Source organism: Streptococcus parauberis NCFD 2020 (assembly GCF_000187935.1).
GTDB classification, from domain to species: Bacteria; Bacillota; Bacilli; order Lactobacillales; family Streptococcaceae; genus Streptococcus; species Streptococcus parauberis.
The window spans coordinates 111,588-136,886 of record NZ_AEUT02000001.1 but is presented as its reverse complement, the minus strand read 5'-3'; the positions used below and the strand labels follow the sequence as shown (position 1 = coordinate 136,886).

Genomic DNA, 25,299 nt, shown 5'->3' with positions numbered 1-25,299 from the left:
GTTATCAGCCTGAATTACGGAGTCCAGTAGCAATTCCATTAATTGTTGTATGAATCAATTTCTCATAATCTTTGTCTAACTGGTTTTGACGAAGACGTTTAATTAATTCAATTTGGATATAATTCAAAACATTGAAGTATGGTAAGCGGAAATCTAAACTGTGTTTAAGAGAAGGATTGTCTTCTAATAAATCTTCATGCTGTTCAATTGATAAAATAACATTTTTGGTTAATTGCCACTCATCAAGAATTGCATGGTAAACATCCCTTACTTCCTCTTTTTCTGCTAGTTGGGCATATTGGAAAGCAATGTTCATGTTTGATTTTGATAAGACCATGTCTACATTTGATAAAAGTGAATGGAAAAATGGCCAATTTTCATACATGTCTTGTAACTTAGCTAAATTACCATCTTCTTGATCAATATAGTGTTTAAAGGCTGAACCTACACCGTACCAGCCAGGAAACATGATTCGGTTTTGAGACCAAGAGAAGACCCAAGGAATCGCGCGAAGCCCAGTGATTTCAGTAATTGTTTTACGAGCAGCTGGACGTGATCCAATATTTAAACTTGATACTTCTTTAATTGGACTTGCTTCAAAGAAATAGTCATAAAAATGAGGATTATCAAAAACCAACTCACGATAAACCTGATTACTATAATCAACAATGCCATCCATGCGAGAACGATATTCATCTATATCAGAAGAATTGGTAATCATTTTTGTGACCATCCGGTTGATTGATGCTGAAATTAACATTTCTAAATTATAATAGGCAACGTCTTTATTGCCATATTTGTTTTCAATAATTTCACCTTGCTCAGTCAAACGAATCCGATCCTTGATAGAACCAAAAGGCTGTGATGTTATGGCATCATATGAAGGACCACCACCACGACCAACCGTTCCACCACGACCATGGAAGAAGGTTATCTTAATGCCATGGTCTTGCCCAATTTGGGTTAATTCATTTTGTGCTTTATAAAGGGTCCATCCGGACGATAGGTAGCCCCCATCTTTATTACTGTCGGAATACCCAAGCATAATTTCTTGATAGTTATCTTTAGAAGCTATCCAGTTTTTAACAATCGGATAACTTAAAAATTCTTGCATAATGGCGTTAGAATTATCTAAGTCTTCAATTGTCTCGAAAAGAGGAACAATTTGAACCCGGGCACTATCTTTATCAACTAACCCAACTTCTTTCAACATAATCGCCAATTCAAACATATCTGAAACACTTTCTGTATGTGAAATGATATGTTGTTTGATAACTTCTTCACCCAATTTATCTTTTAAATAACGGGCTGTTTGATAGATCGCCAATTCTTTTTCTAATAACTCTGATTTGGCACTATTAGTTGAAGATAGTGTTCTCGGATCTTCAGTTAATTGTTTAAGCAACAATTGACATTTGTCAGTTTCAGACAAGTCACTGTAGTTTTGACAAATATTTGCAGATTCTAATAGTTCAGCAACACAAGCTTCTTGTACACTAGAATCCTGACGCATATCTATACTAGCTAAGAAGAAACCAAAGATGTCAACAGCTTGGATTAACTCATTCAAGTCACCACCAATGAGTGACCCGTCACCATTTTCAATCAAAGAAGATTCAATAAGAAGCAAATCTACTTTGAATTCTTCCGCGGTTGAGTATACTGGAACACGATTTTCTTTAATGTCATCAGATAAGATATCGATGCGCGATTGAACATAATCAGCAATTACTGAAGTATTTGATTCAGTTACCCCATCTGCTAGGTTTCTGAATTGACCTAGAGGCTGTTGATCAGTATTGTGACTCAAACTTAACATGGTTTGAATGACACGTGATTGAATATAATGGAATGCTTTACGATACGGTTCATTTTCTCGATAAATAGACTTATCACTAGACAAACGAGCTAATTCTTCCACTTCTGGACTGGTTTTAGTCAAAGTTGATGATAACGAGAAGCTTCGATACAAACATGTTAATTTTTCAATGTAATAGTTTAAAATAACTTCACTTTGCAGCGTAGCTGATAACCTTAAAGTATCGGCTGTTACAAAAGGATTGCCATCGCGGTCACCACCAATCCACATACCCATTGTGATTGGTTTTGGATTGCTTAAATCAAGTCCTTTTTCCTTAGCCAGTGCTTTATAATTACTAGTTAAGGTGGTGATAGCTTCAATCAATGATGAATTGTAATAAGCCATAACATTTGTAATTTCGTTTTTTACTTTTAATTTTTTCTCACGGATAATATCTGTTTCCATGATGATTTCAATATAACGACGTAAGTCACTTAACCATTTATCCTTATTAACAACGCCAGCTTTTACATCACGATAGGTACGTAAGAGGTCATGAATTTTATTGGTTAGTTCTAAAACGGTTTTACGTTGTACTTGTGTTGGGTGAGCTGTTAAAACAGGGACAACATTGACATGTTCTAAGATTTCTTGGGCTTTTTGATGCTCTGCCACATCCGTAATCGTTTGTGATAATTTACCAAGGTAATCACTATTGGTGTTATTTTGGTAATTGATTTCATAGGCAAGATCGACATCTTCTGAAATATTTATCAGTAGAGGTAAAATGGTGAAATAGCGTGAAATAATAACCATTTCATCATTGCTTAATTGTCCAATAATTTTTTCTAAATGAATATAATCCTGTTTTTCAGAAATACTTAGGATCTTTTCAATCTTTGAAAAAGCTTCATCACCAATCATGTGTCGTGTGATTGATTCCAAGGTCTCTTTTAGTATAGTTACTTCTTCTGCAATAAATTCATGGTTATTGCTACTTTCCAATTTTTTAACAGTCAATTTGCATCACTCCTTTTCTGCTACTACTCCTTTATCATACCACTTTTTAGTAAAAAAGTATGATTTAATTAAAATAATGTTTGTTTTTTACAAAAAAAATCCAATAATTTTCAATCATCGTTTGTTCTAGTACCTATATCATATAAATCTTAATTTTGCTATACTTATAGTAATAGTAAACAAAGGAGACCAAAATGGAATTAAAAAACCGTAGCCTATTTCCAGAAAATGAACTCTGGGATCTTACTGCTCTTTATAAAGACAGACAAGACTTTCTTTTAGCTATCGAAAAAGCTTTAGAAGACGTTAAACAATTTAAGCTTGATTTTGATGGGCACCTCGAAACTTATGAGGATTTTAACAGAGCTTTAATGGAGATTGAGCAAATTTATATCCAAATGAGTCATATCTCTACTTATGCCTTCATGCCACAGACAACTGATTTTTCAAGTGAAGAATTTGCTCAAATTGCGCAATCGGGTGATGATTTTATGACCAAAGCAAGTGTGGAACTTTCTTTCTTTGAGACTGCCCTTGCAAATGCTGATGAACAAGTGCTTGACCAATTAGAAGCGAACACATACTACAGTGCAACTATTCGTCAAGCAAAAGTTCAAAAGCAATTTCTACTCAGTCCAGATGTTGAAAAGGCATTAACTAATTTACGTGAGGTTCTTAATGCGCCTTATGATATCTATACCAAGATGCGTGCTGGTGACTTTGAAATGGATGATTTTGAAGTAGATGGCAAAATTTACAAAAATTCATTTGTCACTTATGAAAACTTCTATCAAAATCATGAAAATCACGACATCCGTGCCAAATCTTACGAATCTTTTTCTAAAGGTTTAGCAAAACATCAAAATGCCGCAGCCGCTGCATACTTAGCTAAAGTTAAATCTGAAAAATTGATCGCAGATATGAAAGGCTATCCTTCTGTTTTTGACTATTTATTAGCTGAGCAAGAAGTTGAACGTTCAATGTTTGATCGTCAGATTGATTTAATCATGTCTGACTTTGGTCCTGTTGCTCAAAAATTCTTGAAACACGTTGCCCAAGTTAATGGTCTTGACAAGATGACCTTTGCTGATTGGAAATTAGATATTGATAATGAACTTAACCCTCAAGTTTCCATTGATGATGCCTATGATTTAGTGATGAAATCAGTTGCCCCATTAGGAACTGAGTACCAAAAAGAGGTTGAACGTTATCAAGCTGAACGTTGGGTTGACTTTGCTGCTAATGCAAACAAAGATTCAGGTGGCTACGCTGCAGATCCATATAAGGTACATCCTTACGTTTTAATGAGTTGGACTGGTCGTATGTCCGATGTTTATACTCTAATCCATGAAATTGGTCATTCTGGTCAATTTATTTTCTCAGATAACAATCAAAGCTTCTTCAATACACATATGTCAACTTATTATGTTGAAGCTCCTTCAACTTTCAACGAGCTTTTATTGAGTGACTATTTAGAACATGCTTTTGAAGATCCGCGTCAAAAACGTTTTGCTTTAGCTCACCGTTTAACTGATACTTATTTCCATAACTTCATTACGCATTTACTTGAAGCAGCTTTCCAAAGAAAAGTTTATACTTTAATTGAAAATGGTGGCACCTTTGGTGCGGAACAATTAAATGCGATGATGAAGGAAGTTCTTAGTGAATTCTGGGGAGATGCCATTGAAATTGACGACTATGCCGCATTAACTTGGATGCGTCAAGCTCACTATTACATGGGCTTATATAGCTACACTTATTCTGCAGGGATGGTAATCTCAACTGCTGGCTATCTTAATCTAAAAAATAATGAAAACGGCGCTCAAGAATGGCTAAGGTTCTTGAAATCTGGTGGTAGCTTAACACCACTTGAAACCGCACTGCTAATTCATGCAGATATCTCAACTGATAAACCACTTCGTGATACTATTCAATTCTTAAGTGATACGGTTGATCAAGTCATTGCCTATAGCAATCAATTATAAAAAAGAGTCTGGGACATTTGTCTCAGACATTTTTTATTTCATTTTTTCTTGATAAAACTCCACTCGATCGCCATCATGAGCCTTGATTTTATCTGCTGCTTTGGTTGCTAACTTTTTATTAACTTTAAAGAACCAATAAGTTTTAGTTTTGGGATCTTGTTCAAATCCATCAATGGCAGTGATGAAACCAGATTTTTCTTTTACTTTATAATTAGCTTTCAAAACATCCATAATAGTATCACCTTTTTTGAAGGTAACTTTTTCACTAATTGTATCAGTATCTTCTTTTACAATTAATGTTAGATAATATTCTTTTTTAACTTGCTTTGGTGAATCGCTCTGCTGACTACAAGCAACTAAAAATAAGGAAAAAAGAATAAGGAAGAGGCTCTTATATTTTCTTGTCATGAAGTAATCTCCTAAAAATAGTAATAATAATCAGATAGAATAAAAAAGTTGAAACAGCATGCGCAATATCAAAAGGCATACCAATTAAAACATAAGACCAATATGGCATGCTATAAAGATAAGCAAAACATGAATCAATCATGACACCATATGCCAAAGCTAAAAAGGCGGCTAAGGTAGCTTGAATCAGTAATCCTTTTTTATGCCATTTTCTAGCAAGTGGGTAGATAATAAAATGCCACAGGCTAATCAATATCATGTATATTGTCATTTGCCAAAAAACCCAGGGACCAAACCCCAGTAAGAATGACGTTAAAAAGATTGTAATAACCATGATTAAAAGTGACTCATAAAAACCAAAGAATATGGCAAAGACTAAAAATAAAGCAGTCACTGGTTGAATATTAGGCAGTTGGCTAAAAGCCATTCGCAATACAAAAGCAAGGGCTGAAAATAGGGCAATTCTAGTGATTTGTTTACTGGTCATCATTTTTCTTTCTATCAGTTTTACTCTATTATGACAGATTTTAAGGAACTTGACTAGTCCAATTCAAAATAGAATGATAAGATGTAAGAATTAAATTAATGGCAGGTTATAAAATTCCTCAAATTTTCTCATTAACATAGTTTCATACTGTATATTACGAATAATTTATTATAGTTTCAAACTATTTGATTATCGATTTAAATTTTTAAATAAGGCTTTCATGACAGTAATTGCGTTTAGTTTTGAACATAATTGATTATAAAGTAAGATAATATAAGAAATTAGTTAGGAAATTTTGATTTTTTTTTTGCTTTAGGGTACAATATGACTAATGAGAAGAAGAATAAAGCCTATCGTTGTGCTAGTCTTCTTTATCTTTATTGCATTTCTTTTAATTATTGGAAAAAATCATTCAGACAAGACGAAAGAAAAGGAATTAAGTATTGCACAATCAAATATTCCAATAGTTACTAGCAAAACAGATAAAAAGACAGAAAGCACAATAGACAATGAAGAATTAATCTTGAATCCCATTGTTGATGTGTCGGGCTGGCAATTGCCAAGTGAAATCGATTATGATACCTTATCCGAAAATATTTCAGGTGCTATTGTGCGTGTTTTTGGGGGATCTCAAATAACCTCAAAAAACAATGCAGCTTATACCACTGGTATTGATAAATCTTTTAAAACACACATTAAAGAATTCAAGAAACGAAAAATCCCTGTTGCCGTATACAGTTACGCCTTAGGGTCAAGCACAAAAGAAATGCGAGCTGAAGCTAAAGCATTTTATAAAAATGCCTCCCCATATAATCCTACTTTCTACTGGATTGATGTAGAGGAAGTAACAATGAAGGATATGAACAAAGGTGTGAAAGCTTTCCGTCAGGAATTGGAAAGACTTGGTGCTGAGAATGTTGGTCTTTACATTGGTACATATTTTATGGCGGAACAAGAAATATCTACTGAAGGATTTGATGCAGTTTGGATTCCTACCTATGGGAGTGACTCTGGTTATTATGAAGCAGCTCCTGATACAAAGCTGGATTACGATCTCCACCAATATACATCACAAGGATATCTTCCGGGATTTGATAATCCATTAGACTTAAATCAAATAGCTGTTAATAAAGATACAAAATCTACTTATGAAAAATTATTTGGTAAAAAATAAAGACCTTTCGGTCTTTTTCTATATCTAAAGTCACAAACTTGACAAGTCTAACTCGAACATATTATAATGATTAAAAATAATAAATTTTCACAAAGGAGTGCTTTGGCTGAGATCGTTAAGACGAAATCCTAAAGACCTGATCTTGTTAATACAAGCGTAGGGATTGTGACCGTGATAATGTAATTATCAAGGCTCTTTTTGTGAATAAAAGGAGCTTTTTTATGTCTAAGAACACAAATCTCCGCTATTTAGTGGAAGCAGCAATTTTCGCAGCATTAGCTATGGCTTTATCTTTTATTCCAGATTTTTTCAGTTGGTTTAGTCCTTCTTATGGTGCTATTCCTGTAGTCTTGTTTTCACTTCGTCGTGGCCTAAAATATGGTGTCCTTGCAGGTCTAATATGGGGACTCCTTCACTTCGTCCTTGGAAAAGTTTATTATCTCAGTTTAAGCCAAGTATTTATTGAATACATTTTGGCCTTCATGTCAATGGGTGTGGCTGGTTTCTTCTCAAATCAATTAAAAGATTTGATTATTGCCAAAAACAAGATGGGTTCTATGACCGTTGCTTGTCTTGCAGCAACTACTGCTGTAGTTCTTCGCTATTTCTGGCACTTCCTAGCAGGCGTTATCTTCTGGGGTTCATATGCACCACCAAGAACTTCCGCTGTTTGGTATTCTTTCACAGTAAATGGCACTGCTAGTTTACTAACATTAATCGTAGTCGTTATTGCGATTGTTATTTTAATCCCAACCCAAAGTCAATTCTTTGCACCAAGGGATTAGGTCTTAACGCCAATCATAAAAAATGGTATAATAATATATTATACCGTTTTTTTATTGGTCTTAAAGGAAGGTCCTATGGCAAAAAAGGCAAAACTCAAAAAAACCTTAGTTGAACAAATTTTAGATAAAGCGAAAATCAGCTACCAAAGCTTAGCAATTAATGCCCTAAAAGGGGAGTTACCTGATGGGATTGAGAAAGCTGATGTTTTCAAAACCTTAGCCTTAGTTGGTGATAAAACTGGGCCAATTATTGGCATTTTGTCTATTACAAATCATTTGTCTGAGAAAAAATTAGCCAAGATTTCTGGAAACAAAAAGGTTTCAATGATTCCACAAAAAGATCTTCAAAAGACAACTGGTTACATTCATGGAGCTAACAATCCTGTTGGTATCCATCAAAAACATCCTTACCCAATTTTTTTCGACCAGTCCGCACTTGATAAAGGAAGCTTAATCGTTTCTGCTGGAGAGCTGGGCCGGTCTATTCAAGTGGATAGTCAACAATTGGCTGATTTTGTTGACGGTCACTTCGCTGATATTAAGGAGTAAAAATGAAATTTCTAGGAAATATTATCTGGTTTCTTTGTTCTGGTCTATGGGCTTGGTTGTCATGGACTTTCATCGGTCTACTATTTTCAATCACCATTGTTGGCTTACCTGTCGGAATACAATGCTTTAAAATTGCTAATTTTGGCTTGTTTCCCTTTGGGAAAGATATTGAAATTGGCCAATCTGGAACTAGTTTATTATTAAATCTGATTTGGATTATTTGTTTCGGCTGGCAATTAGCTGCTGTTCACTTAACCTCTGCCATTTTATTATGTATTAGTATAATTGGTATCCCATTTGCCGTTCAATCTTTGAAATTAGCAAAATTAAGCCTATTTCCTTTTGGGGCTAAGTTTATTTTGAATTAGGAGTTAGTTGAAGTTTATGAAGTTATATTTTGTGAGACATGGAAAAACTGAGTGGAATCTAGAAGGACGATTTCAAGGTGCATCTGGTGATTCGCCATTATTGGAAGAGTCATATGAAGAAATTAAAGCTCTAGGTCAAGTCCTTGCAAGTGTCGATTTTGATGCTATTTATTCTAGTGACTTAAATCGAGCAAAGCAGACAACAGAGTTATTATTAGAAAATGCTAATCAAGAATGTCCTATTATCTATACCAAATCTCTACGTGAATGGAAACTAGGTAAATTAGAAGGGACAAAAATTGCTACGATGACTGCTATTTATCCTCGTCAGATGGAAGCTTTCAGTAATAATTTAGCCAAATTTAATGCTAGTCAATTTGAAGCTGAATCAATTTATCAAACGACATTCAGAGTTAAAAAACTGATTCAAAGCTTTGAAGAAAAAGATTACCAGCATGTCTTATTAGTTGGACATGGAGCAAATTTGACAGCTTCAATACGTTCACTGCTTGGATTTGAACCGGCTTTATTAAGAGCTCAAGGTGGACTAGATAATGCTAGCCTGACTATTCTAGAAACTGATGATAATAAAAACTTTAATTGTTTATTATGGAATGATAAACCTTACTTAGATGATAAAATTCATTAAAAAAGATTGAAGACTTTTCTTCAATCTTTTTTTATTTAACATATTTCATGCGCAAGATTTTTTCTTGCTGTTTGTCTAGTCTTAATAAAATAACAACTTTATCAATACTCATATTACTTTCAAGTAATCGCTCTGCTGCCATCATTAATCCATTGTTTAAACCTAATTCGAGAATTGGATTTTTCTTATCATTGACGTCAAAAATGAATTTGTTATCAGGTAAGTCAAATAGGACTTTAACTGCGCCAAAGAGTTGTTCAAAGTTGTCGATAGCAACGTCAAAGACAGGTTTTGTTCCTGTCTTTAATTTTCTGCCACGATGGTTGAACCACATAGAATGCCAACCACCATTAAAGGCGCCCATAATGTCATTATCATAAGAATCTCCGACATATAAAGTAGTCGATGGATTCATATCAAATTGTTCTGCTGCTAAATTAAAAATTTCCTTTTCGGGTTTTTGAAAACCAGTAGCTTGACTAACAATGACCCGTTTTTGATCAACATAGTCATACAAACCTAACTTTTTCACTTTTTTCAATTGATGCTCAGTTGGACCATTAGTGATAATTCCCATCGGAACACCTTTAGATTTTAAGAAATCTAAAGTCATTCGCATTTCTTCAAGCATTGTAATATTTTCCAGTTCATCTTCATAAACAGCTTGAAAATGTTCTCCTTCAGTTTGACTGATTTCCTTGTAACCAAATTCAAGGAGAGTTTCTTTACAACGCCAAAACCTAAAGTACTCAGTTGTCCATTCACCAGCCATTACACGAGGAAAACCAATATCTGAGTAATGTCTAAAACGAATATAAGCTTGATTAATAACTGACATATCAAAATTTGGGAAACACTTTTCCATAGCCTGGCAATATGGCGCTTGTTGGTCATAGATAGTGTCGTCAACATCAAAAACAATTGCTGTAATCATGGGTCTCTTTTCTGTATTTTGTAATATAGGTCTCATTATACTATTTTCATGACCTATAATCAAATAGCTTTCCATTATAATGGTAGCTTTTCACGACTATTTTTATGGTGAAAGTGAGTGTATTCTGAATGCATTTGTGTTACAATAGGAGGGAAAACTTATTGGAGGAAACCATGTCTAACGAACACATCGAAGAATTAAATGATCAACAGATTGTCCGTCGTGAAAAAATGACGGCTTTAGCTGAACAAGGAATTGATCCATTCGGTAAGCGTTTCGAACGCACTGCCAATTCAGCACAATTAAAAGAAAAATACGCTGACAAATCTAAAGAAGAATTACATGATTTAAATGAAACTGCCATCGTTGCAGGTCGTCTTATGACAAAACGTGGCAAAGGAAAAGTAGGCTTTGCCCACTTACAAGACCGTGAAGGTCAAATCCAACTTTACGTCCGTAAAGATGCTGTTGGTGAAGAAAACTATGATATCTTTAAAAAAGCCGATTTAGGTGATTTTATTGGTGTTGAAGGTGAAGTTATGCGAACTGATATGGGTGAGTTGTCTATCAAAGCAACAAAATTAACTCATTTGTCTAAATCACTTCGTCCTTTACCTGAGAAATTCCACGGTTTAACAGATATTGAAACAATCTATCGTAAACGTCACTTGGATTTAATTTCGAATCGCGAAAGTTTTGATCGTTTTGTTACACGTTCAAAAATGATTTCAGAAATCCGTCGTTACTTGGATGGTATGGATTTCTTAGAAGTTGAAACACCTGTACTTCACAATGAAGCTGGTGGTGCTGCCGCTCGTCCATTTGTCACTCATCACAATGCACAAAACATTGATATGGTTCTTCGTATTGCAACAGAGCTTCACTTGAAACGCTTAATTGTTGGTGGTATGGAACGCGTTTATGAAATAGGTCGTATCTTCCGTAATGAAGGTATGGATGCTACACATAACCCTGAATTCACTTCAATTGAAGTTTATCAAGCCTATGCTGATTACCAAGACATCATGAACTTGACTGAAGGAATCATCCAACATGCAGCAAATGCTGTTAAAGGTGATGGACCAATTGACTATCAAGGAAATGAAATCTTAATTAATCAACCTTTCAAACGTGTTCATATGGTTGATGCCATTAAAGAAGTTACTGGAATTGATTTTTGGCCAGAAATGTCTATTGAAGATGCATTAGCTCTTGCCAAAGAAAAACATGTCCCACTTGAAAAACACTTTACAAGTGTTGGTCATATTATCAATGCTTTCTTTGAGGAATTTGTTGAAGAAACATTAATTCAACCTACCTTTGTCTTTGGACATCCAGTTGAAGTTTCTCCTTTAGCTAAGAAAAACCCTGAAGATGGTCGTTTCACAGACCGCTTTGAGTTATTTATTATGACTAAAGAGTATGCTAATGCATTCACGGAGTTGAATGATCCAATTGATCAACTTTCTCGTTTCGAAGCCCAAGCTCAAGCTAAAGAGCTTGGTGACGATGAAGCAACTGGTATTGACTATGACTTCGTTGAAGCACTTGAATATGGTATGCCACCGACTGGTGGTCTTGGAATTGGGATTGACAGATTATGTATGTTGTTAACAAACACTACTACTATCCGCGATGTTCTACTATTCCCAACAATGAAATAACAATGGAGCTAGTCTAAATAAGACTAGCTTTTTTTGTTAATCCAATTTTAATGGAACCTTGATTTATCTAACTATTTAGTATATATTGGTAGTATATTTTGAATGGAGGCGTTTACACTATGTCAGTACTAACACTTAATTTATTAGGCAACCCTTCTATTCTTCTTGATCAAAAAGAAATATTTTTTTCCTTCTCTAAAATTAATGCCTTGCTCTATTATATGGTGATTAACGGCAATGTTAATCGTGACCAAATTGCAGGAATCCTTTGGGAAGATAAAGATAATCAAACTGCTAAAAAAAATCTGCGTAATACAATTTATCAAGTTAATAAAATTTTGGGAGACGATTTTATTATCTGTCCTAGTCGTTCAATCCTAGCTTTCAACCCCGACTTAACTGTTGAATCTGATGTTACTGAGTTTTTAACAAACCCAAAACATCATCTTGATTTATATAAGGGGGATTTCTTACAAGGTTTCTACTTAAAATCGAATGAAACCTTCGACCTTTGGTTAACCAAAATGCGTTCTCATTGTGAACAGATGTTTATCAAATATTCTTATCAAAAAATTGAACAGATGTTAACGACTGCTCCTTTTGAAGAGGTTGAAGAGACAATCTTTCATTTAATAGCAATTGATGAATATGAAGAGAAAAATTACCAATTATTAATGCGTCTTTATCAACACCACCATCGTTTCGGAAAAGTGATTGAGATCTATTATAAAATGGTCAATTTATTAGATAAGGAACTAGGAATAGCACCCAGTGAAACTAGTCAACAAATCTATGAAGAAGTTGTTGCTAAAAACCGAAACAAAAGAAAAGTTACCCAGTTTCTCAAAACAACTAATCAATTTTATGGACGAATAAATGAAATCAAGGCGCTCGAAAATTATTTCGATAAGATCCTTGAAAGTTCTCAACCTCGAACAATGCTCTTAGTTGGTGGCACCGGCATTGGAAAAAGAACGGTTACTCGACAAGTCCTTTCAAATCAAACTAAAGAATTTCAAATTGTTACCTCTGAATGTTTCCGGGAGGATCGTCAAAATTCACTACGTCTCTGGCAAGAAATAACTGATGGTTTAGGAGATTTAGTTATCCAACACCAACTAATGACGATAAGTGAATGGAAAAATCGTATCCAGGATTTCTTTCCATCCCTACTTTCTAATAAAAGTGTCTTAATAAATCAATCAGAATTAGTTACTTTTATAATTGATTTGATTAAAGGAATCGCTGAACGAAAAGCAACTGTTATCCTAATTGAAGATATCCATTTTATGGACGCTGACGGAATCAACTTACTCCAAAACATTATCAATCATATCAAGAATTTACCTGTTGCTTTCGTCTTGACGAAACATATTGATTCTTCAAGAGAATTGGACGTGTTTATCAATCAATTGGTCTATAGAAAACAATTGGATCAACTTAAATTAAATCCCTTATCAGAGAAGGAAAGTTTAGCTTATCTTCACCAAAACCTAGACCATTTGAATTTAGGGGACCAAGATTTTCAAAAAATTCTCACCCTTAGTCAAGGTAACCCATTTTTCCTTTCAGAATACTGTGCGCAGCAATTGCAAGGCTATAAATTCCAAGCCTTAACCCCTGCAATGGAAGCAAAATTTTCTATTAAATTAGAACAGGTCAATAGCCAGGGAGCGGAGCTATTAAATTACCTCGCTTGTTTCCAAATGTCTGCTCCATTGACACTTTTGTCAGAGTTACTTACTCTACCTTACCAAGATTGTTTAGATATAGTTGAAGACTTATGCCATCAACAAATTCTTGAGGAAACCTATAGTGAACAAGAAGTCAATTGTCGTTTCCATCAGTCACTATTTGCCATTTACTGCTATGATCACTTAACAATTGCTAAACGCAGAATGATGCACGCGCAAATTGCTCAAAGTTTAGAAAATAGTATCCACCAACATCATGATCCCAGTCACCTCTTTAATGAGATTTCTTATCATTATAAATGTGCCAAACAACCAATTAAAGCCTTAGCTTTTCAATTGAATTATCTAGAATCTACCTTACAATTCCACCATGAACTGTTTCCAATTTACACCCAAACCAATGAGCAAATCAGTCCTTCTTGGAATGAGAAACATCAGCTCATCCAAAATCAATTTAATCTGATTCGTAAACAAATAGAAGAACTAAGATTACGTTATGAGAAAATCAAAGATTTCCAAGAGTCGATGATTAAGTTCCTCTATTTAGAAGGTTGCTACATGATTCGAGTCGGTCAGTATCAACAAGGAATTGCCAATATCCAAAGAGTAATTGCTTTCGCTAATGAGTGGCACCACACAGACTACTTACTTGAAGGATATCGCCAATTGATTTACTACTGTATCCAAGTAGAAAATATCCCCGAAATGAAGTATTATACTGATTTAGCACTTGATGCATCGGTAGAGGCAAATAACCATGAAGCTATCGCGATCAATCTTAGATTGCATGGCCTCTACTATCTGATGGTTGGAAGAATTGACGACGCTATTCACCAGATAAAAGAATCAATTAATTGCTTCAGTTTGACAGCTAGTCTCCAAAGTAAATATGCCATTCAAATTGCTGCTGCGCTAGACTATTTGGCAGAAATTAAGCAAATGCAAGGTAATCCCGATCAAGCCATGGCCTATCAACAAAAAGCAATCACATTGTCACAAAATAATTTAAATGAGCCATCTATTATCTCATTCTATATTGGTTTAGGAATTTCCTATTATTACAAACAGGATTTTGAAAATGCTGACCGAATCTTTATTCAATCCAAGGAAGCACTAAAATCATTGAGTTTTCCTTGGAAAGAAACGCAATTAGAAGTTTATTCCACTCTAATTAATTGTGCTAAAGGTGATTATCAGTCTTTAATTAATGTCATTAATAAACAAGATTGTTTGATTTCACGCTATTCAAATCCTCGAGATAAGGGCTATATTAATTATTTATTTGCAATTATTGCTTACAAACTACAACTGAAAATCATTTGTGATGACACCCTTCAGTCTCTTTTGCCACATGATTTCCAATATTATTATTCGACTGCAAAGACACATCTCAATCCATATCGAGACTGTCAATTAATCAAAGAACTAGATTCCCTTAACCAAAAAATCATCATAACTAAGTAAAAAACCTGATAAGTAGAATTAGAGTACTTAAACTCCTTCTACTTATTAGGTTATTATCTTATACTTTTAATGATTTGATGATTCTGTGCAAGAATCTGGGTAATGTAAAAAATAAAAGTTGCTGCTAAATTAGCTGTATGGTTATCGATATCATGCGGAGGAGAAACTTCGACTAGGTCAAAACCAATCAATTTACCACTTGCCGCTATGTGTTGCAAGACAATCAGAGCTAATTGAGGGTCTACACCTAAGGATTGAATCGCACTAACCCCAGGGGCATGACCAGCATTAATGCAGTCCATGTCTATGGTTAAATAGATATGTTCTTTATCTTTCAAAAAATCATCAACTGCCAGACAAACATCTTGGTAACCCATCATGTACATATCTTGGCCTGTTAAAAATTGGATAGCTTTTGATTTGGCAACAAAATCAAAAAGAAAAAGATTATTATTATGCTCTTGAATACCAAGCACCATATAGGGGAAAATCTGATGATTACTCAAAGTATAATCAAACATTTGTCTAAATCCTGTACCAGAATTTGGGCCAGTATGCTCATAAGGTCGAAGATCAAAATGAGCATCCATATTAATGACAGCCAACTCCTCCAGAGGGTCCATTGACTCTTTTAGTCCTAAATAATGGCCAAAGGCAGTTCCATGACCTCCGCCTAAAACGATGGGGACAATCTGTAATTCCCTCATTCGTTTCACAGCTGCCGCAAGCGCCATTTGCATATCCTCTAATGAATGGTTCGGTGCATCAATATCACCACAATCATATAAACGAACCGAATTACCAAAGTGCCAAGGTAACTTAGCTAACTGTGACCGAATGGCAATTGGACCTTCCCCGGCCCCAACCCGTCCATTATTGATATAGACACCTTTATCACTTTTAAATCCAATGATTCCAAAGGCAATTCCTTGTGCAGGGACCAAGTCCAGATTATTTAAATCAAGGAATGACATGAGCATTCCCCACTTAGCGTTATATAAATCTGTATCTTCAATCCCAGGTCTATAATATGAGTAACTTGTTGGGAAATAATTGCTTAACATTTCTTCCTCCTTAGACTATTAATTCTACCATCTATTATAAGGGTCATATTAATCAATATCAATAGTTATTTGTTAATCAGTGAGTTTATTATTGATAATTATAAGAAAAGGAAGAGTTTGGCAAAAACTCTTCCTTACTTAAGGATAAGCTATTTAATGGCAACTTAAAAAGACTTTAACTAATGGAATTAGAACTAGAATTGAATTGTAAGGTCTGCTTCTTTTTCAACTGCAGCTAAGAATTCTTTACTTTCGATAACTTCAGATGCTTTATTCAATTCATCATAGATTTCGATATCTTTATCAAATTCAATAAATTTAAGAGTTTTACGGAATACATCATACGCTGGTTGTGTACCTTTGCCAAGTTTTCCATTTTCTGGTTTAAGATCCAAGGCTTGGCAAGCAGCCATAATTTCTGTAGCAACAATGCGACGTGAATTCTTAAGAATTTCTCCTGCTTTGCGCGCAGCTATTGTACCCATACTTACAAAGTCTTCTTGGTTTTCACAAGATGGAATTGAATCCACACTAGCTGGATGAGCTAGAACCTTGTTTTCTGATGCAAGTGCAGCACAAGCATATTGGGTAATCATAAATCCTGAATTTAGTCCTGGGTGTTTAACTAAGAATGATGGTAATTTACTCAAACTTGTATTTACAAGACGTTCAACACGACGTTCTGAAACATTACCAATTTCTGAAATAGCAATTCCAAGGAAATCAAATGGTTGAGCCATTGGTTCACCATGGAAGTTACCACCTGAAATAACGTGTCCATCTTTACAGATGATTGGGTTATCAGTAACTGAGTTAATTTCAATTTCCACTTTTTCTTTTACATAAGCAATTGAATCTTTGCTTGCGCCATGAATTTGTGGGATACAACGTAATGTGTAAGGGTCTTGTACGTGATTTTGCGTAGCTTCAGATATATTCTTACTGCCTTCAATTAGATTACGGATATTACGAGCTGTAGCAAGTTGTCCGCTTTGAGGGCGAATTGTATGCAATCTTTCTTCGAATGGACTGTTAATACCATTGTGTACTTCTAGAGAAAGTGCGCCAGCGATATCTGAAAGTTTTAACAATTGAATGGCATCATAAGTTGCAAGAGCACCAATTGCTGTCAATACTGTTGTACCATTGATTAGGGCAAGTCCTTCTTTGGCAGCCAGTTGAATAGGTTCGATACCTGCTTTTTTCAAAGCTTCTTTACCTGGCAATAATTCACCTTTATAGTATGCTTTACCTAAACCTAGGATTGGTAATACCATGTGAGCAAGTGGAGCCAAGTCACCGGAAGCTCCAAGTGAACCTTTTTCAGGAATATAAGGATGAACGCCTTTATTTAAAAGTTCAAGTAATTTTTCAATTGTTGAAAGACGAATTCCAGAGAATCCTTTAACTAATGAGTTAATACGGATTAACATGATGGCACGAACAGTATCTTCTGGTAATGGATCGCCAAAACCTGATGAGTGAGTTCTAATTAAGTTTTCTTGTAATTGAGTTGCATCTTCTGGTGAGATAGAAACGTTACATAGAGAACCAAAACCTGTTGTTACACCGTAAACAACTCTTTTTTCTCTTACAATATCATCGACAATTTTACGTGATTCAGTCACTTCTTTTTTGGCATTTTCGTCAATTTGACATTGTTGACCTTCACGCGCAACAGTTACCACATCTTCTAGTGTTAAACTTTCACCATCTAAATTCAAAATTTTTGTCATTTGATAAAATCCTCTATCTTTCTAATTAATCTGTTGTTTTTGGAGTATTTGTTGCCTGTTTACGTCCATGCATAAAGTAGTAAATAGTACTTGAAATAATGACACCAATAATACCATAAACAACATTCATTGGGTTATCACCAATAATCATTAATAAACTAATTACAACTGCAACAATTGGAATAACTGGACCAAAAGGAACACGGAATGTTAGATCAGCATTTGGTTCAAGTTTACGCATTTTATTTACAGCTAGTGCAGTTGGAATATATTGGAAGAAACGGAATACTACAGAAAGTGTAGCTAATGTTTCAAATGATCCTGACAACAAGAGAGCAATTGCAATACCACTGGAAATTGCAATGGCAACAACTGGAGCCGCATTTTTATTTTCTTTAGCAATACCTGCTGGTAATAGGCCTTCATTTGCAATAGCTGCACCATAACGTGGAACCATGATGGATTCTCCCATATTCAAACCAGTAATTGAAATAAGGGCACCAATTGAAACCATCCATGCTCCGGCAGGGCCAATCATTTTAACAAAAGCATCTTGTACTGGTGCATTTGTACCCATGATACCACCACCTAACATAGCGATAGTTCCACCAATGATAAGCATATAAAGAATAGATACAATTGAGATTGAGCTTAAGATAGCACGGGGCACATTTTTTTCTGGGTTGCGCATTTCACCAGCAACAATTGAAAGTGTTTCAAATCCAATGAAGCCATAGAAAATATAGACTGCTGTTCCTGACACGGCACTCATCAAACTTTGTCCATCTTCTAATTGAACAAATGGGGTAAAATGACCAACTCCATTTTTAAAGAAGAAGAGAGTGCAAACTGCAAAGGCAACAATTGGAATTAATTTTGCAATAGTTGCTGTAATGGTTAAAATTTTTGATGTTTTCAAACCTGCAATATTCATTAAAGAAAGAAGAATAACTAAACCAATACTAAGGGGTACGTTCATGCCTTCACATGCAGGGAAAGTGATAATAAACATTTTTGCAAAACCAGCTGCCATAGCAGCCCAAGCAAAGATGGTTACTGCCCAGCCTAGAATACCAACATTAAAGCCGATGAAATCACCAAAGGCACGTTTTGAATATTGGAAAGCCCCACCATTTTTTCCAAAATAACCGGAAACTTCTGCAAAACATACTGCAAGCATAATTGTTAATACGGCTGTCCCAGCCATTACTAGAATTGAAGCTGGACCTAAGCCTTTATAGATACTTTGTGGAAGTAAGAAAATTCCTGAACCAATTACAGCATTGATACCATATAAGGTTGCTCCACTAAGTGAGAATTTTGCGTCTTCCCGTTCTTGCACGCTAAGTTTATTTGAATCCATAATATTGCTCCTCCTTAAAGAGCCTTTAATCATGCAAACTAAATCCATCTCTGTCTGATAACCCCGCCCAAACCGCTATCATCTGGCCAACTTCTTGATAGGGAGATAAATTTATCTTTATTGAGTTATTTGTGGAATTTTTTTCTACAATTAATAAATGATTTGCTTGTAATATTCCTTCACACATATTTTCAATTTGAAAATGAAGATCATTTAATGCATAAATGAATTGAATAGGATTATTTTCACAAATTGGATCATTATTGCGAGCGATAGCCATCATTTGGCCGACATAATTATTATTATATATTAAATTATAGTCTGTGCATTCTCCTCTGCTAATTATTTTTTCGTTTCCTTCAAAATAATAACTTTCAAAAACTCGTAATAGTTTTTCCGCTTGTTGATCTTTTAGTGAAAGTTTAATTGGCTTATCTAAGCTCATTATTAAACGATGATATCCAGATAAATCGGAAAACTCAGATTGTGCTAATTCAACTGTTGCAGTTGATAAGCGGTAATCAAATTGTCGACTTTGATAATCACCAGTTTCAGGAAAGATAAACAATTGTTTCGTTTTCCCCCCTGACCAGATTGAGTTATGGAAATCAACTTCACTTAGAATTTTAATTTGTATCATATTATTATTCTCTAGAATAATCCAGTGATATTGCCCTCATCATCAATATCAATTTTTTCACTTGCAGGTACTTTCGGAAGACCTGGCATAGTCATAACTGCACCAGTAAGAGCAACGATAAAGCCAGCTCCTGCAGATACTTTTAAATTAGAGATTTTAACTGTAAAATCTTTAGGGGCACCTAGTTTTTTTGCGTCATCTGAGAATGAATATTGAGTTTTAGCCATACAGATTGGATAATTTCCAAACCCTAATCGTTCTAAATCATTCATTTCTCGTTTGGCAGCTGGTGTTAATGAAATTCCGTTACCACCATAAATTTTGGTAACAATTTTAGTTAATTTTGTTTCAATGCTATCTGTTTCGTCGTAAACAAATGAGAAGGTATTTTCTTTTTCTGCTAAGGCAACTACTTTTTCAGCTAGCTCAGCACCACCTGAACCGCCATTTGCCCATACATCTGAAATAACAACATCAACATTACGTTTTTCACATGCATCATAAACTGCTTGTAATTCTGCTTCAGTATCAAGTGGGAATTTATTGATAGCTACAACAACTGGTAATCCATATACTTCTTGAATATTTTCCAAATGTTTATCTAAGTTTGGTAGACCACCTAGAACAGCTTGAACATTTTCTGTTCCTAAATCTGTTTTTGCAACTCCTCCATGCATTTTTAGAGCACGAATTGTCGCAACTAAAACAACTGCTGCAGGTCTAATTCCTGAGAGACGACATTTTATATCAATGAATTTTTCAGCACCTAAGTCAGCCCCAAATCCTGCTTCAGTAACTGCGTAGTCTGCATATTTGAGAGCTAATTTAGTTGCTAAAACACTGTTACAGCCATGTGCAATATTGGCAAATGGGCCACCATGGATTAATGCTGGTGTATGTTCGAGAGTTTGCACGATATTTGGATGAATTGCTTCTTTAAGTAAAGCTGCCATTGCACCTTCTGCTTTTAAGTCATGTGCAGTAACCGGTTCCCCTTGGAAGTTGTAACCAATAATTATTTTACCTAAGCGTTCTTTCAAATCTGAAATTGTTTCTGACAAACAAAGAATGGCCATAATTTCAGAAGCTACAGTAATGTCGTAACCATCTTCACGAGGAACACCATTTACTTTACCTTGAAGTCCATTTACAATATGACGCAATTGACGATCATTCATATCTACAACACGTTTCCATGTGATACGACGTGAATCAATACCTAATGTATTGCCATGATGAATATGGTTATCAATTAAGGCAGCTAACAGGTTATTGGCTATTCCAATAGCATGAAAATCACCTGTAAAGTGTAAGTTAATGTCTTCCATTGGAACGACCTGAGCATGACCTCCTCCAGCTGCACCACCTTTAACACCAAATACAGGCCCTAAAGATGGTTCTCTAAGAGCAATCACAGCCTTTTTACCAATGTGTGACAAGGCATCTACTAAACCAACTGAGGTTGTTGTTTTACCTTCACCTGCAGGTGTTGGTGAGATGGCAGTCACTAAAATTAACTTACCATCTTTTTTATCATTCAATGTAGCTAATTGTCTGGCATCAATTTTTGCCTTATATTTACCATAGAGGGTTAAGGCATCCTCTTTAATACCAATTGATTGGGCCACATCAGTAATCGGACACATTTCAACTGAATTTGCAATTTCAATATCTGATTGCACCATTTTTTCTCCTTTTATAAACTATTTAATACCTCTGTATAAATCTTGTCGGATAATTGAGAGCCTTCATCTAAGATACTTTGTCCCTTTGCTTTATAGTTTTCAACAAACTCTGTATCTTTTATCCCTGTAAGGTTTATGAGAACATTTAACCATGCTCCTTGTAGGCCTGCTTTTAGATTCAAGGCCGCAACACCCAAGTCACTTGCTGCATTAGTATTTGAGTGCCCAACAGCTTTTTCAGTTACTTTAATAGCTTCTAACATTTGTTCCATCATTGTAAATGGTGATTTAGTAGCTTCTTTTAAAGCATTTTGCATAGCCTGTCTGCGAGCTAATTTGTCATCATCTGTTTCTTTAGGCATATCAAAGACGGCTGATACAAGATTAAATGCTTCTGTATCTTTATCAATAGCAACTAAGAGGTCCATTTGTAATTGACTAGATGCTTCATGAATTGTTTTGATTAACGCTTCCTCATCAGCATATTTTTTCTTTCCAAGTGTTAGTTCACAAACCATTTTGGTTAAAGAAATACCATTTGCAGCTGAAAGAGCTGCCGCAGAGCCTCCTCCAGGAGCTGGGGCATCAGATCCCAAGACCTGGGCAAATTCAAAGAGAGATAAATCGACTAATTTCATGATTCTTACCTCATTAACCTAATAAATGGTTTTCTAATATTTGTTTATGGTAGTCAAAGTCTTCGACTTGAAGATAATATTCCGCAACATCAACTAGTGCTTTAGCTGGTGCCAACCCAATGATTTCAGATCCAATAATATTAACACCGTAGCGACGAGCTTCAAATTTAATAGTTTCGAATGTTCGATAGAGTGAACATTTTTCAAAGTTAACCATATTCATAGATACTTGTGCAATGTTTCGGTCTTCAAGCATAAGACCAATACCTTTACAATATTTATAACCACCTGAAGATCCACGAATAATCTTAGCTATACTTTTTGCAACGTCTACATTATCTGTATCAAGGTTAACGTTAAATGCTACCAATGGCATGCGAGCTCCAATAGCTGTTACTCCAGCTGTTGGGTGGATTTTACGGTCACCAAAATCTGGTCTCCAATCTTCTTCTAACAATTTTTCAGGCATACCTTCAAATTGTCCTTTGCGAACTTTTGCCAAATTTTGACGTTCTGGTCGGCTTGCAGAATCTTCATAAAGGAAAATTGGAATGTTAAGTTCAGTATTAACACGCTCCGCAACTTTTTTCGAAATATCAACACATTCTTCAGTTGTAATTTCTTTAATTGGAACAAATGGACAAACATCTGTTGCGCCCATACGTGGATGTTCACCATGATGTTTTGTCATATCAATATTTTCACTTGCAAATTTAATCAACTGGAATGCTACTTCTTGTATTGATTCTTCATCACCAACCAAGGTAAATACACTACGGTTGTGACTGGCATCTGAAGAATAATCTAACAAAGTAACCCCAGCCACACTTTTTGCAGTTTTCACAAGACCATCTATGACTTCCTGGTTACGGCCCTCTGAAAAGTTAGGAATACACTCAACGATTTTTGACATTTTTTCCTCCTCTAGTCAAAGTTATTTCTTTTTATAAAACGGATTTTTGTTACCGTTTACATTTATTGGTAAATTAATATCTATTTGAAAACCTAGCAATTAATCAACTATTTTACTAGGTTCCCCTATAGATTATTGTTTAAATAATTTTGCGACTGTGTCTTTAATTAAGTCTTCGTCAGTTAAGAAAGGGATTGTGATATGGTCAGTACCTTCGTGAAGACGATTGTATTCAATTGCTGTTTCAATAGCATGATCATTTCTTGCCCAATTACGTCTTGCAACACCACCCATAGTGTCCCAAGCGATAGCAGATTTAATAATTTCATCAATCCGTTCACTACCATCCAAGACAAGCCCAAATCCACCATTAATAGCTTTACCAATACCAGTACCACCACCATTGTGGAGAGCAACTAGACTCATACCGCGCGCAGCATTACCAGCATAACATTGAACAGCCATGTCAGCACATACATTTGAACCATCTTTAATATTTGATGTTTCACGGAATGGCGAATCAGTACCAGATACGTCATGGTGGTCACGACCAATCATAACAGGACCAATTTTACCTTCACGTACCATTTCATTAAATTTGAGAGCAATATTAACACGACCCATACAATCTTGATAAAGAATACGTGCTTGTGTTCCAACAACTAATTGGTTCTTTTCAGCATCGCGAATCCAGTTGTAATTATCACGGTCTTGGTAACGACGGTCAGGATTAATTGCTTCCATAGCAGCATGGTCAGTGGCAACTAAGTCTTCATGTTTACCACTCAAGCAGCACCAACGGAATGGACCATAACCATAGTCAAATAACATTGGGCCCATGATATCTTCAACATATGATGGCCAAATGAAGCCGTCTTTATCATCACGGCCATTCTTAGAAATCTCCATAACACCAGAATCAAAAACAGATTTCATGAAGGCATTACCATAGTCAAAGAAGTAAGTACCATTACTTGTTAATTCTTTGATAGCATTGAAATGACGACCCAATGTTTCATTAACCTTTTCAATGAATTTATCTTTATCTTCAGCTAAAAGTTTCGTCCTTTCATCAAATGTAATACCTGCAGGGCAGTAACCACCATCATAGACATTATGACAAGAAGTTTGATCTGATAACAAGTCAACGTGGATATGCTCTTTATTGATATATTCTAGCAAGTCAACAATGTTACCGTGAAAAGCAATTGAAGTTGTTTCTTTTGCTTCTTGGGCTTTTTGGGCCAATTGCATAGCTTCCTCAGGACTTTCTGCGATTTGGCTGACCCAACCCTGTGAATGACGAGTTTCGATACGTGAAGCGTCTACTTCCGCAATAATTGCGACTGCTTTAGCAATTTCAGCAGCTTTACCTTGTGCACCACTCATACCACCTAGACCTGAAGAAATAAACAATTTACCAGTCAAATCACCATCATCTGGAACCCCTAATTTTAGGCGACCAGCATTTAGTAATGTATTAAATGTGCCATGGACAATCCCTTGAGGGCCAATGTACATCCATCCACCTGCTGTCATTTGACCGTAATTGGTAACACCCATTTCTTCTGCAATTTCCCAATCTTTCATATTATCATATTCACCAACAAGTAAACCATTAGTAATAATAACACGAGGAGCTTCTGGTTTAGATTTGAATAATCCTAATGGGTGACCTGATTCGACAACAAGTGTTTGTTGATCAGTCATTACTTCAAGATATTTTTTTATCAAATTGTATTGTAACCAGTTGGCACAAACTGAACCAGTTTCACCATAAGTTACTAATTCATATGGGTATAATGCAATTTCAAAAGAAAGGTTATTATCAATCATTACTTGCATCGCTTTGGCAGCTGTGCAATTTCCTTTATACTCATCAATTGGTTTGCCATGGATTCTTTCATTTGGACGCCATCTGTATGCATAGATACGACCTCGAGTTTTTAATTCTTCAAGAAATTCTGGAATAACTTCTTCATGGAATTTTTTAGGGACATAACGTAAGGCATTTTTCAGTGCTGTTTCAGTTTGTTCCTGAGTTAAACGGAACCCTCTGTCAGGAGCACGACGGATACCTTCTTCAAATACTGTTTTTTCTGGCAATACATCATCCAGTTTTACAGTCATAGCAGCAGCAATTTCAGCTTCACTATAAGTTGTCATAGAAAAACCTCCTTAGTTTTTTCATCTCTTTGATGTTTTATTTTCACTTGTAGTGTAAAATACTATCGTCGACGAAATGTCACTTTTTGAGATATTTTAACAAATAACTTAA

Annotated in this window: 20 protein-coding genes and 1 riboswitch; of the genes, 8 read left to right on the top strand and 12 right to left on the bottom strand. The window is 35.3% G+C overall.

The window, feature by feature from the left end; all coding sequences use genetic code 11:
• Window positions 1-4: 4 nt before the first annotated feature.
• A complete protein-coding gene (ppc, locus tag SPB_RS00735; protein ID WP_003104241.1) occupies window positions 5-2,821 on the bottom strand; it encodes a phosphoenolpyruvate carboxylase in 2,817 nt (938 codons plus the stop codon).
• A gap of 194 nt (window positions 2,822-3,015) precedes the next feature.
• Here ppc and pepF point away from each other — a divergent pair, with 194 nt between their 5' ends.
• Window positions 3,016-4,806: an oligoendopeptidase F gene (gene pepF, locus SPB_RS00730; protein WP_003105575.1), complete on the top strand. Its 1,791-nt coding sequence runs from the start codon at window positions 3,016-3,018 to the stop codon at window positions 4,804-4,806.
• A gap of 33 nt (window positions 4,807-4,839) precedes the next feature.
• Here pepF and SPB_RS00725 read toward each other — a convergent pair whose 3' ends face one another.
• Both SPB_RS00725 and SPB_RS00720 read right to left on the bottom strand, forming a co-directional pair.
• On the bottom strand, window positions 4,840-5,214 hold the full coding sequence (locus SPB_RS00725; RefSeq protein ID WP_003105997.1) for a DUF4430 domain-containing protein: 375 nt from the start codon (window positions 5,212-5,214) through the stop codon (window positions 4,840-4,842).
• Window positions 5,198-5,701 (bottom strand): ECF transporter S component, encoded by a 504-nt coding sequence (locus tag SPB_RS00720; protein ID WP_003106399.1) that lies wholly within the window; start codon window positions 5,699-5,701, stop codon window positions 5,198-5,200. Before SPB_RS00720 ends, SPB_RS00725 begins: the two co-directional genes overlap by 17 nt.
• Before the next feature lie 331 nt (window positions 5,702-6,032).
• On the opposite strand from SPB_RS00720, the gene SPB_RS00715 reads away from it, so the two are divergent.
• The 5 genes from SPB_RS00715 to SPB_RS00695 all read left to right on the top strand — a co-directional run bounded on the left by SPB_RS00715 (window position 6,033) and on the right by SPB_RS00695 (window position 9,226).
• Window positions 6,033-6,875 carry a glycoside hydrolase family 25 protein gene (locus SPB_RS00715; protein ID WP_003103465.1) on the top strand — a complete coding sequence of 281 codons (843 nt, stop codon included), beginning with the start codon at window positions 6,033-6,035 and terminating at the stop codon, window positions 6,873-6,875.
• Window positions 6,876-6,958: 83 nt separating this feature from the next.
• Window positions 6,959-7,055: riboswitch (TPP riboswitch) on the top strand.
• Between the two features lie 41 nt (window positions 7,056-7,096).
• Entirely contained in the window at window positions 7,097-7,660 is a 564-nt protein-coding gene (gene thiT / locus SPB_RS00710; protein ID WP_003103174.1) for an energy-coupled thiamine transporter ThiT, read from the top strand.
• A gap of 75 nt (window positions 7,661-7,735) precedes the next feature.
• Window positions 7,736-8,209 (top strand): aminoacyl-tRNA deacylase, encoded by a 474-nt coding sequence (locus tag SPB_RS00705; RefSeq protein ID WP_003105631.1) that lies wholly within the window; start codon window positions 7,736-7,738, stop codon window positions 8,207-8,209.
• A gap of 2 nt (window positions 8,210-8,211) precedes the next feature.
• Window positions 8,212-8,577 (top strand): YccF domain-containing protein, encoded by a 366-nt coding sequence (locus SPB_RS00700; RefSeq protein ID WP_003104382.1) that lies wholly within the window; start codon window positions 8,212-8,214, stop codon window positions 8,575-8,577.
• A 16-nt stretch (window positions 8,578-8,593) separates the two neighbouring features.
• Window positions 8,594-9,226, top strand: coding sequence for a histidine phosphatase family protein (locus SPB_RS00695; RefSeq protein WP_003103583.1), 633 nt, complete (start codon window positions 8,594-8,596; stop codon window positions 9,224-9,226).
• Between the two features lie 31 nt (window positions 9,227-9,257).
• On the opposite strand, the gene SPB_RS00690 is transcribed toward SPB_RS00695, so the two are convergent.
• Window positions 9,258-10,160 carry an HAD family hydrolase gene (locus SPB_RS00690; protein WP_003102444.1) on the bottom strand — a complete coding sequence of 301 codons (903 nt, stop codon included), beginning with the start codon at window positions 10,158-10,160 and terminating at the stop codon, window positions 9,258-9,260.
• A 173-nt stretch (window positions 10,161-10,333) separates the two neighbouring features.
• On the opposite strand from SPB_RS00690, the gene lysS reads away from it, so the two are divergent.
• A complete protein-coding gene (gene lysS / locus SPB_RS00685; protein WP_037621072.1) occupies window positions 10,334-11,824 on the top strand; it encodes a lysine--tRNA ligase in 1,491 nt (496 codons plus the stop codon).
• 119 nt (window positions 11,825-11,943) lie between these two features.
• Window positions 11,944-14,982 (top strand): ATP-binding protein, encoded by a 3,039-nt coding sequence (locus SPB_RS00680; RefSeq protein WP_003104042.1) that lies wholly within the window; start codon window positions 11,944-11,946, stop codon window positions 14,980-14,982.
• A 53-nt stretch (window positions 14,983-15,035) separates the two neighbouring features.
• On the opposite strand, the gene hutG is transcribed toward SPB_RS00680, so the two are convergent.
• The 8 genes from hutG to hutU form a co-directional block, all read right to left on the bottom strand.
• Window positions 15,036-16,046, bottom strand: a complete 1,011-nt coding sequence (gene hutG, locus SPB_RS00675; protein WP_003105379.1) for a formimidoylglutamase — start codon at window positions 16,044-16,046, stop codon at window positions 15,036-15,038.
• 194 nt (window positions 16,047-16,240) lie between these two features.
• Window positions 16,241-17,782, bottom strand: a complete 1,542-nt coding sequence (hutH, locus tag SPB_RS00670) for a histidine ammonia-lyase (protein WP_003104492.1) — start codon at window positions 17,780-17,782, stop codon at window positions 16,241-16,243.
• 25 nt (window positions 17,783-17,807) lie between these two features.
• Window positions 17,808-19,145: an APC family permease gene (locus SPB_RS00665; protein ID WP_003104568.1), complete on the bottom strand. Its 1,338-nt coding sequence runs from the start codon at window positions 19,143-19,145 to the stop codon at window positions 17,808-17,810.
• A gap of 25 nt (window positions 19,146-19,170) precedes the next feature.
• Window positions 19,171-19,785: a HutD family protein gene (locus SPB_RS00660; RefSeq protein WP_003104208.1), complete on the bottom strand. Its 615-nt coding sequence runs from the start codon at window positions 19,783-19,785 to the stop codon at window positions 19,171-19,173.
• 11 nt (window positions 19,786-19,796) lie between these two features.
• A complete protein-coding gene (locus SPB_RS00655; protein ID WP_003103279.1) occupies window positions 19,797-21,470 on the bottom strand; it encodes a formate--tetrahydrofolate ligase in 1,674 nt (557 codons plus the stop codon).
• An 11-nt stretch (window positions 21,471-21,481) separates the two neighbouring features.
• Window positions 21,482-22,108: a cyclodeaminase/cyclohydrolase family protein gene (locus SPB_RS00650; RefSeq protein WP_003105769.1), complete on the bottom strand. Its 627-nt coding sequence runs from the start codon at window positions 22,106-22,108 to the stop codon at window positions 21,482-21,484.
• Window positions 22,109-22,121: 13 nt separating this feature from the next.
• Window positions 22,122-23,021 carry a glutamate formimidoyltransferase gene (gene ftcD / locus SPB_RS00645; protein ID WP_003105782.1) on the bottom strand — a complete coding sequence of 300 codons (900 nt, stop codon included), beginning with the start codon at window positions 23,019-23,021 and terminating at the stop codon, window positions 22,122-22,124.
• 132 nt (window positions 23,022-23,153) lie between these two features.
• A complete protein-coding gene (gene hutU / locus SPB_RS00640; RefSeq protein ID WP_003103707.1) occupies window positions 23,154-25,187 on the bottom strand; it encodes a urocanate hydratase in 2,034 nt (677 codons plus the stop codon).
• Window positions 25,188-25,299: the final 112 nt, after the last annotated feature.

What these genes read in the sequence shown, in the direction of transcription:
- hutH (WP_003104492.1), bottom strand. Translation starts at nt 17,782, where the DNA reads ATGACAAAAATTTTGAATTTAGATGGTGAAAGTTTAACACTAGAAGAT.
- SPB_RS00705 (WP_003105631.1), top strand. Translation starts at nt 7,736, where the DNA reads ATGGCAAAAAAGGCAAAACTCAAAAAAACCTTAGTTGAACAAATTTTA.
- SPB_RS00700 (WP_003104382.1), top strand. Translation starts at nt 8,212, where the DNA reads ATGAAATTTCTAGGAAATATTATCTGGTTTCTTTGTTCTGGTCTATGG.
- SPB_RS00695 (WP_003103583.1), top strand. Translation starts at nt 8,594, where the DNA reads ATGAAGTTATATTTTGTGAGACATGGAAAAACTGAGTGGAATCTAGAA.
- SPB_RS00725 (WP_003105997.1), bottom strand. Translation starts at nt 5,214, where the DNA reads ATGACAAGAAAATATAAGAGCCTCTTCCTTATTCTTTTTTCCTTATTT.
- SPB_RS00720 (WP_003106399.1), bottom strand. Translation starts at nt 5,701, where the DNA reads ATGACCAGTAAACAAATCACTAGAATTGCCCTATTTTCAGCCCTTGCT.
- ftcD (WP_003105782.1), bottom strand. Translation starts at nt 23,021, where the DNA reads ATGTCAAAAATCGTTGAGTGTATTCCTAACTTTTCAGAGGGCCGTAAC.
- hutG (WP_003105379.1), bottom strand. Translation starts at nt 16,046, where the DNA reads ATGTTAAGCAATTATTTCCCAACAAGTTACTCATATTATAGACCTGGG.
- lysS (WP_037621072.1), top strand. Translation starts at nt 10,334, where the DNA reads ATGTCTAACGAACACATCGAAGAATTAAATGATCAACAGATTGTCCGT.
- SPB_RS00690 (WP_003102444.1), bottom strand. Translation starts at nt 10,160, where the DNA reads ATGATTACAGCAATTGTTTTTGATGTTGACGACACTATCTATGACCAA.
- SPB_RS00715 (WP_003103465.1), top strand. Translation starts at nt 6,033, where the DNA reads ATGAGAAGAAGAATAAAGCCTATCGTTGTGCTAGTCTTCTTTATCTTT.
- SPB_RS00655 (WP_003103279.1), bottom strand. Translation starts at nt 21,470, where the DNA reads ATGGTGCAATCAGATATTGAAATTGCAAATTCAGTTGAAATGTGTCCG.
- thiT (WP_003103174.1), top strand. Translation starts at nt 7,097, where the DNA reads ATGTCTAAGAACACAAATCTCCGCTATTTAGTGGAAGCAGCAATTTTC.
- pepF (WP_003105575.1), top strand. Translation starts at nt 3,016, where the DNA reads ATGGAATTAAAAAACCGTAGCCTATTTCCAGAAAATGAACTCTGGGAT.
- SPB_RS00650 (WP_003105769.1), bottom strand. Translation starts at nt 22,108, where the DNA reads ATGAAATTAGTCGATTTATCTCTCTTTGAATTTGCCCAGGTCTTGGGA.
- SPB_RS00680 (WP_003104042.1), top strand. Translation starts at nt 11,944, where the DNA reads ATGTCAGTACTAACACTTAATTTATTAGGCAACCCTTCTATTCTTCTT.
- SPB_RS00660 (WP_003104208.1), bottom strand. Translation starts at nt 19,785, where the DNA reads ATGATACAAATTAAAATTCTAAGTGAAGTTGATTTCCATAACTCAATC.
- SPB_RS00665 (WP_003104568.1), bottom strand. Translation starts at nt 19,145, where the DNA reads ATGGATTCAAATAAACTTAGCGTGCAAGAACGGGAAGACGCAAAATTC.
- hutU (WP_003103707.1), bottom strand. Translation starts at nt 25,187, where the DNA reads ATGACAACTTATAGTGAAGCTGAAATTGCTGCTGCTATGACTGTAAAA.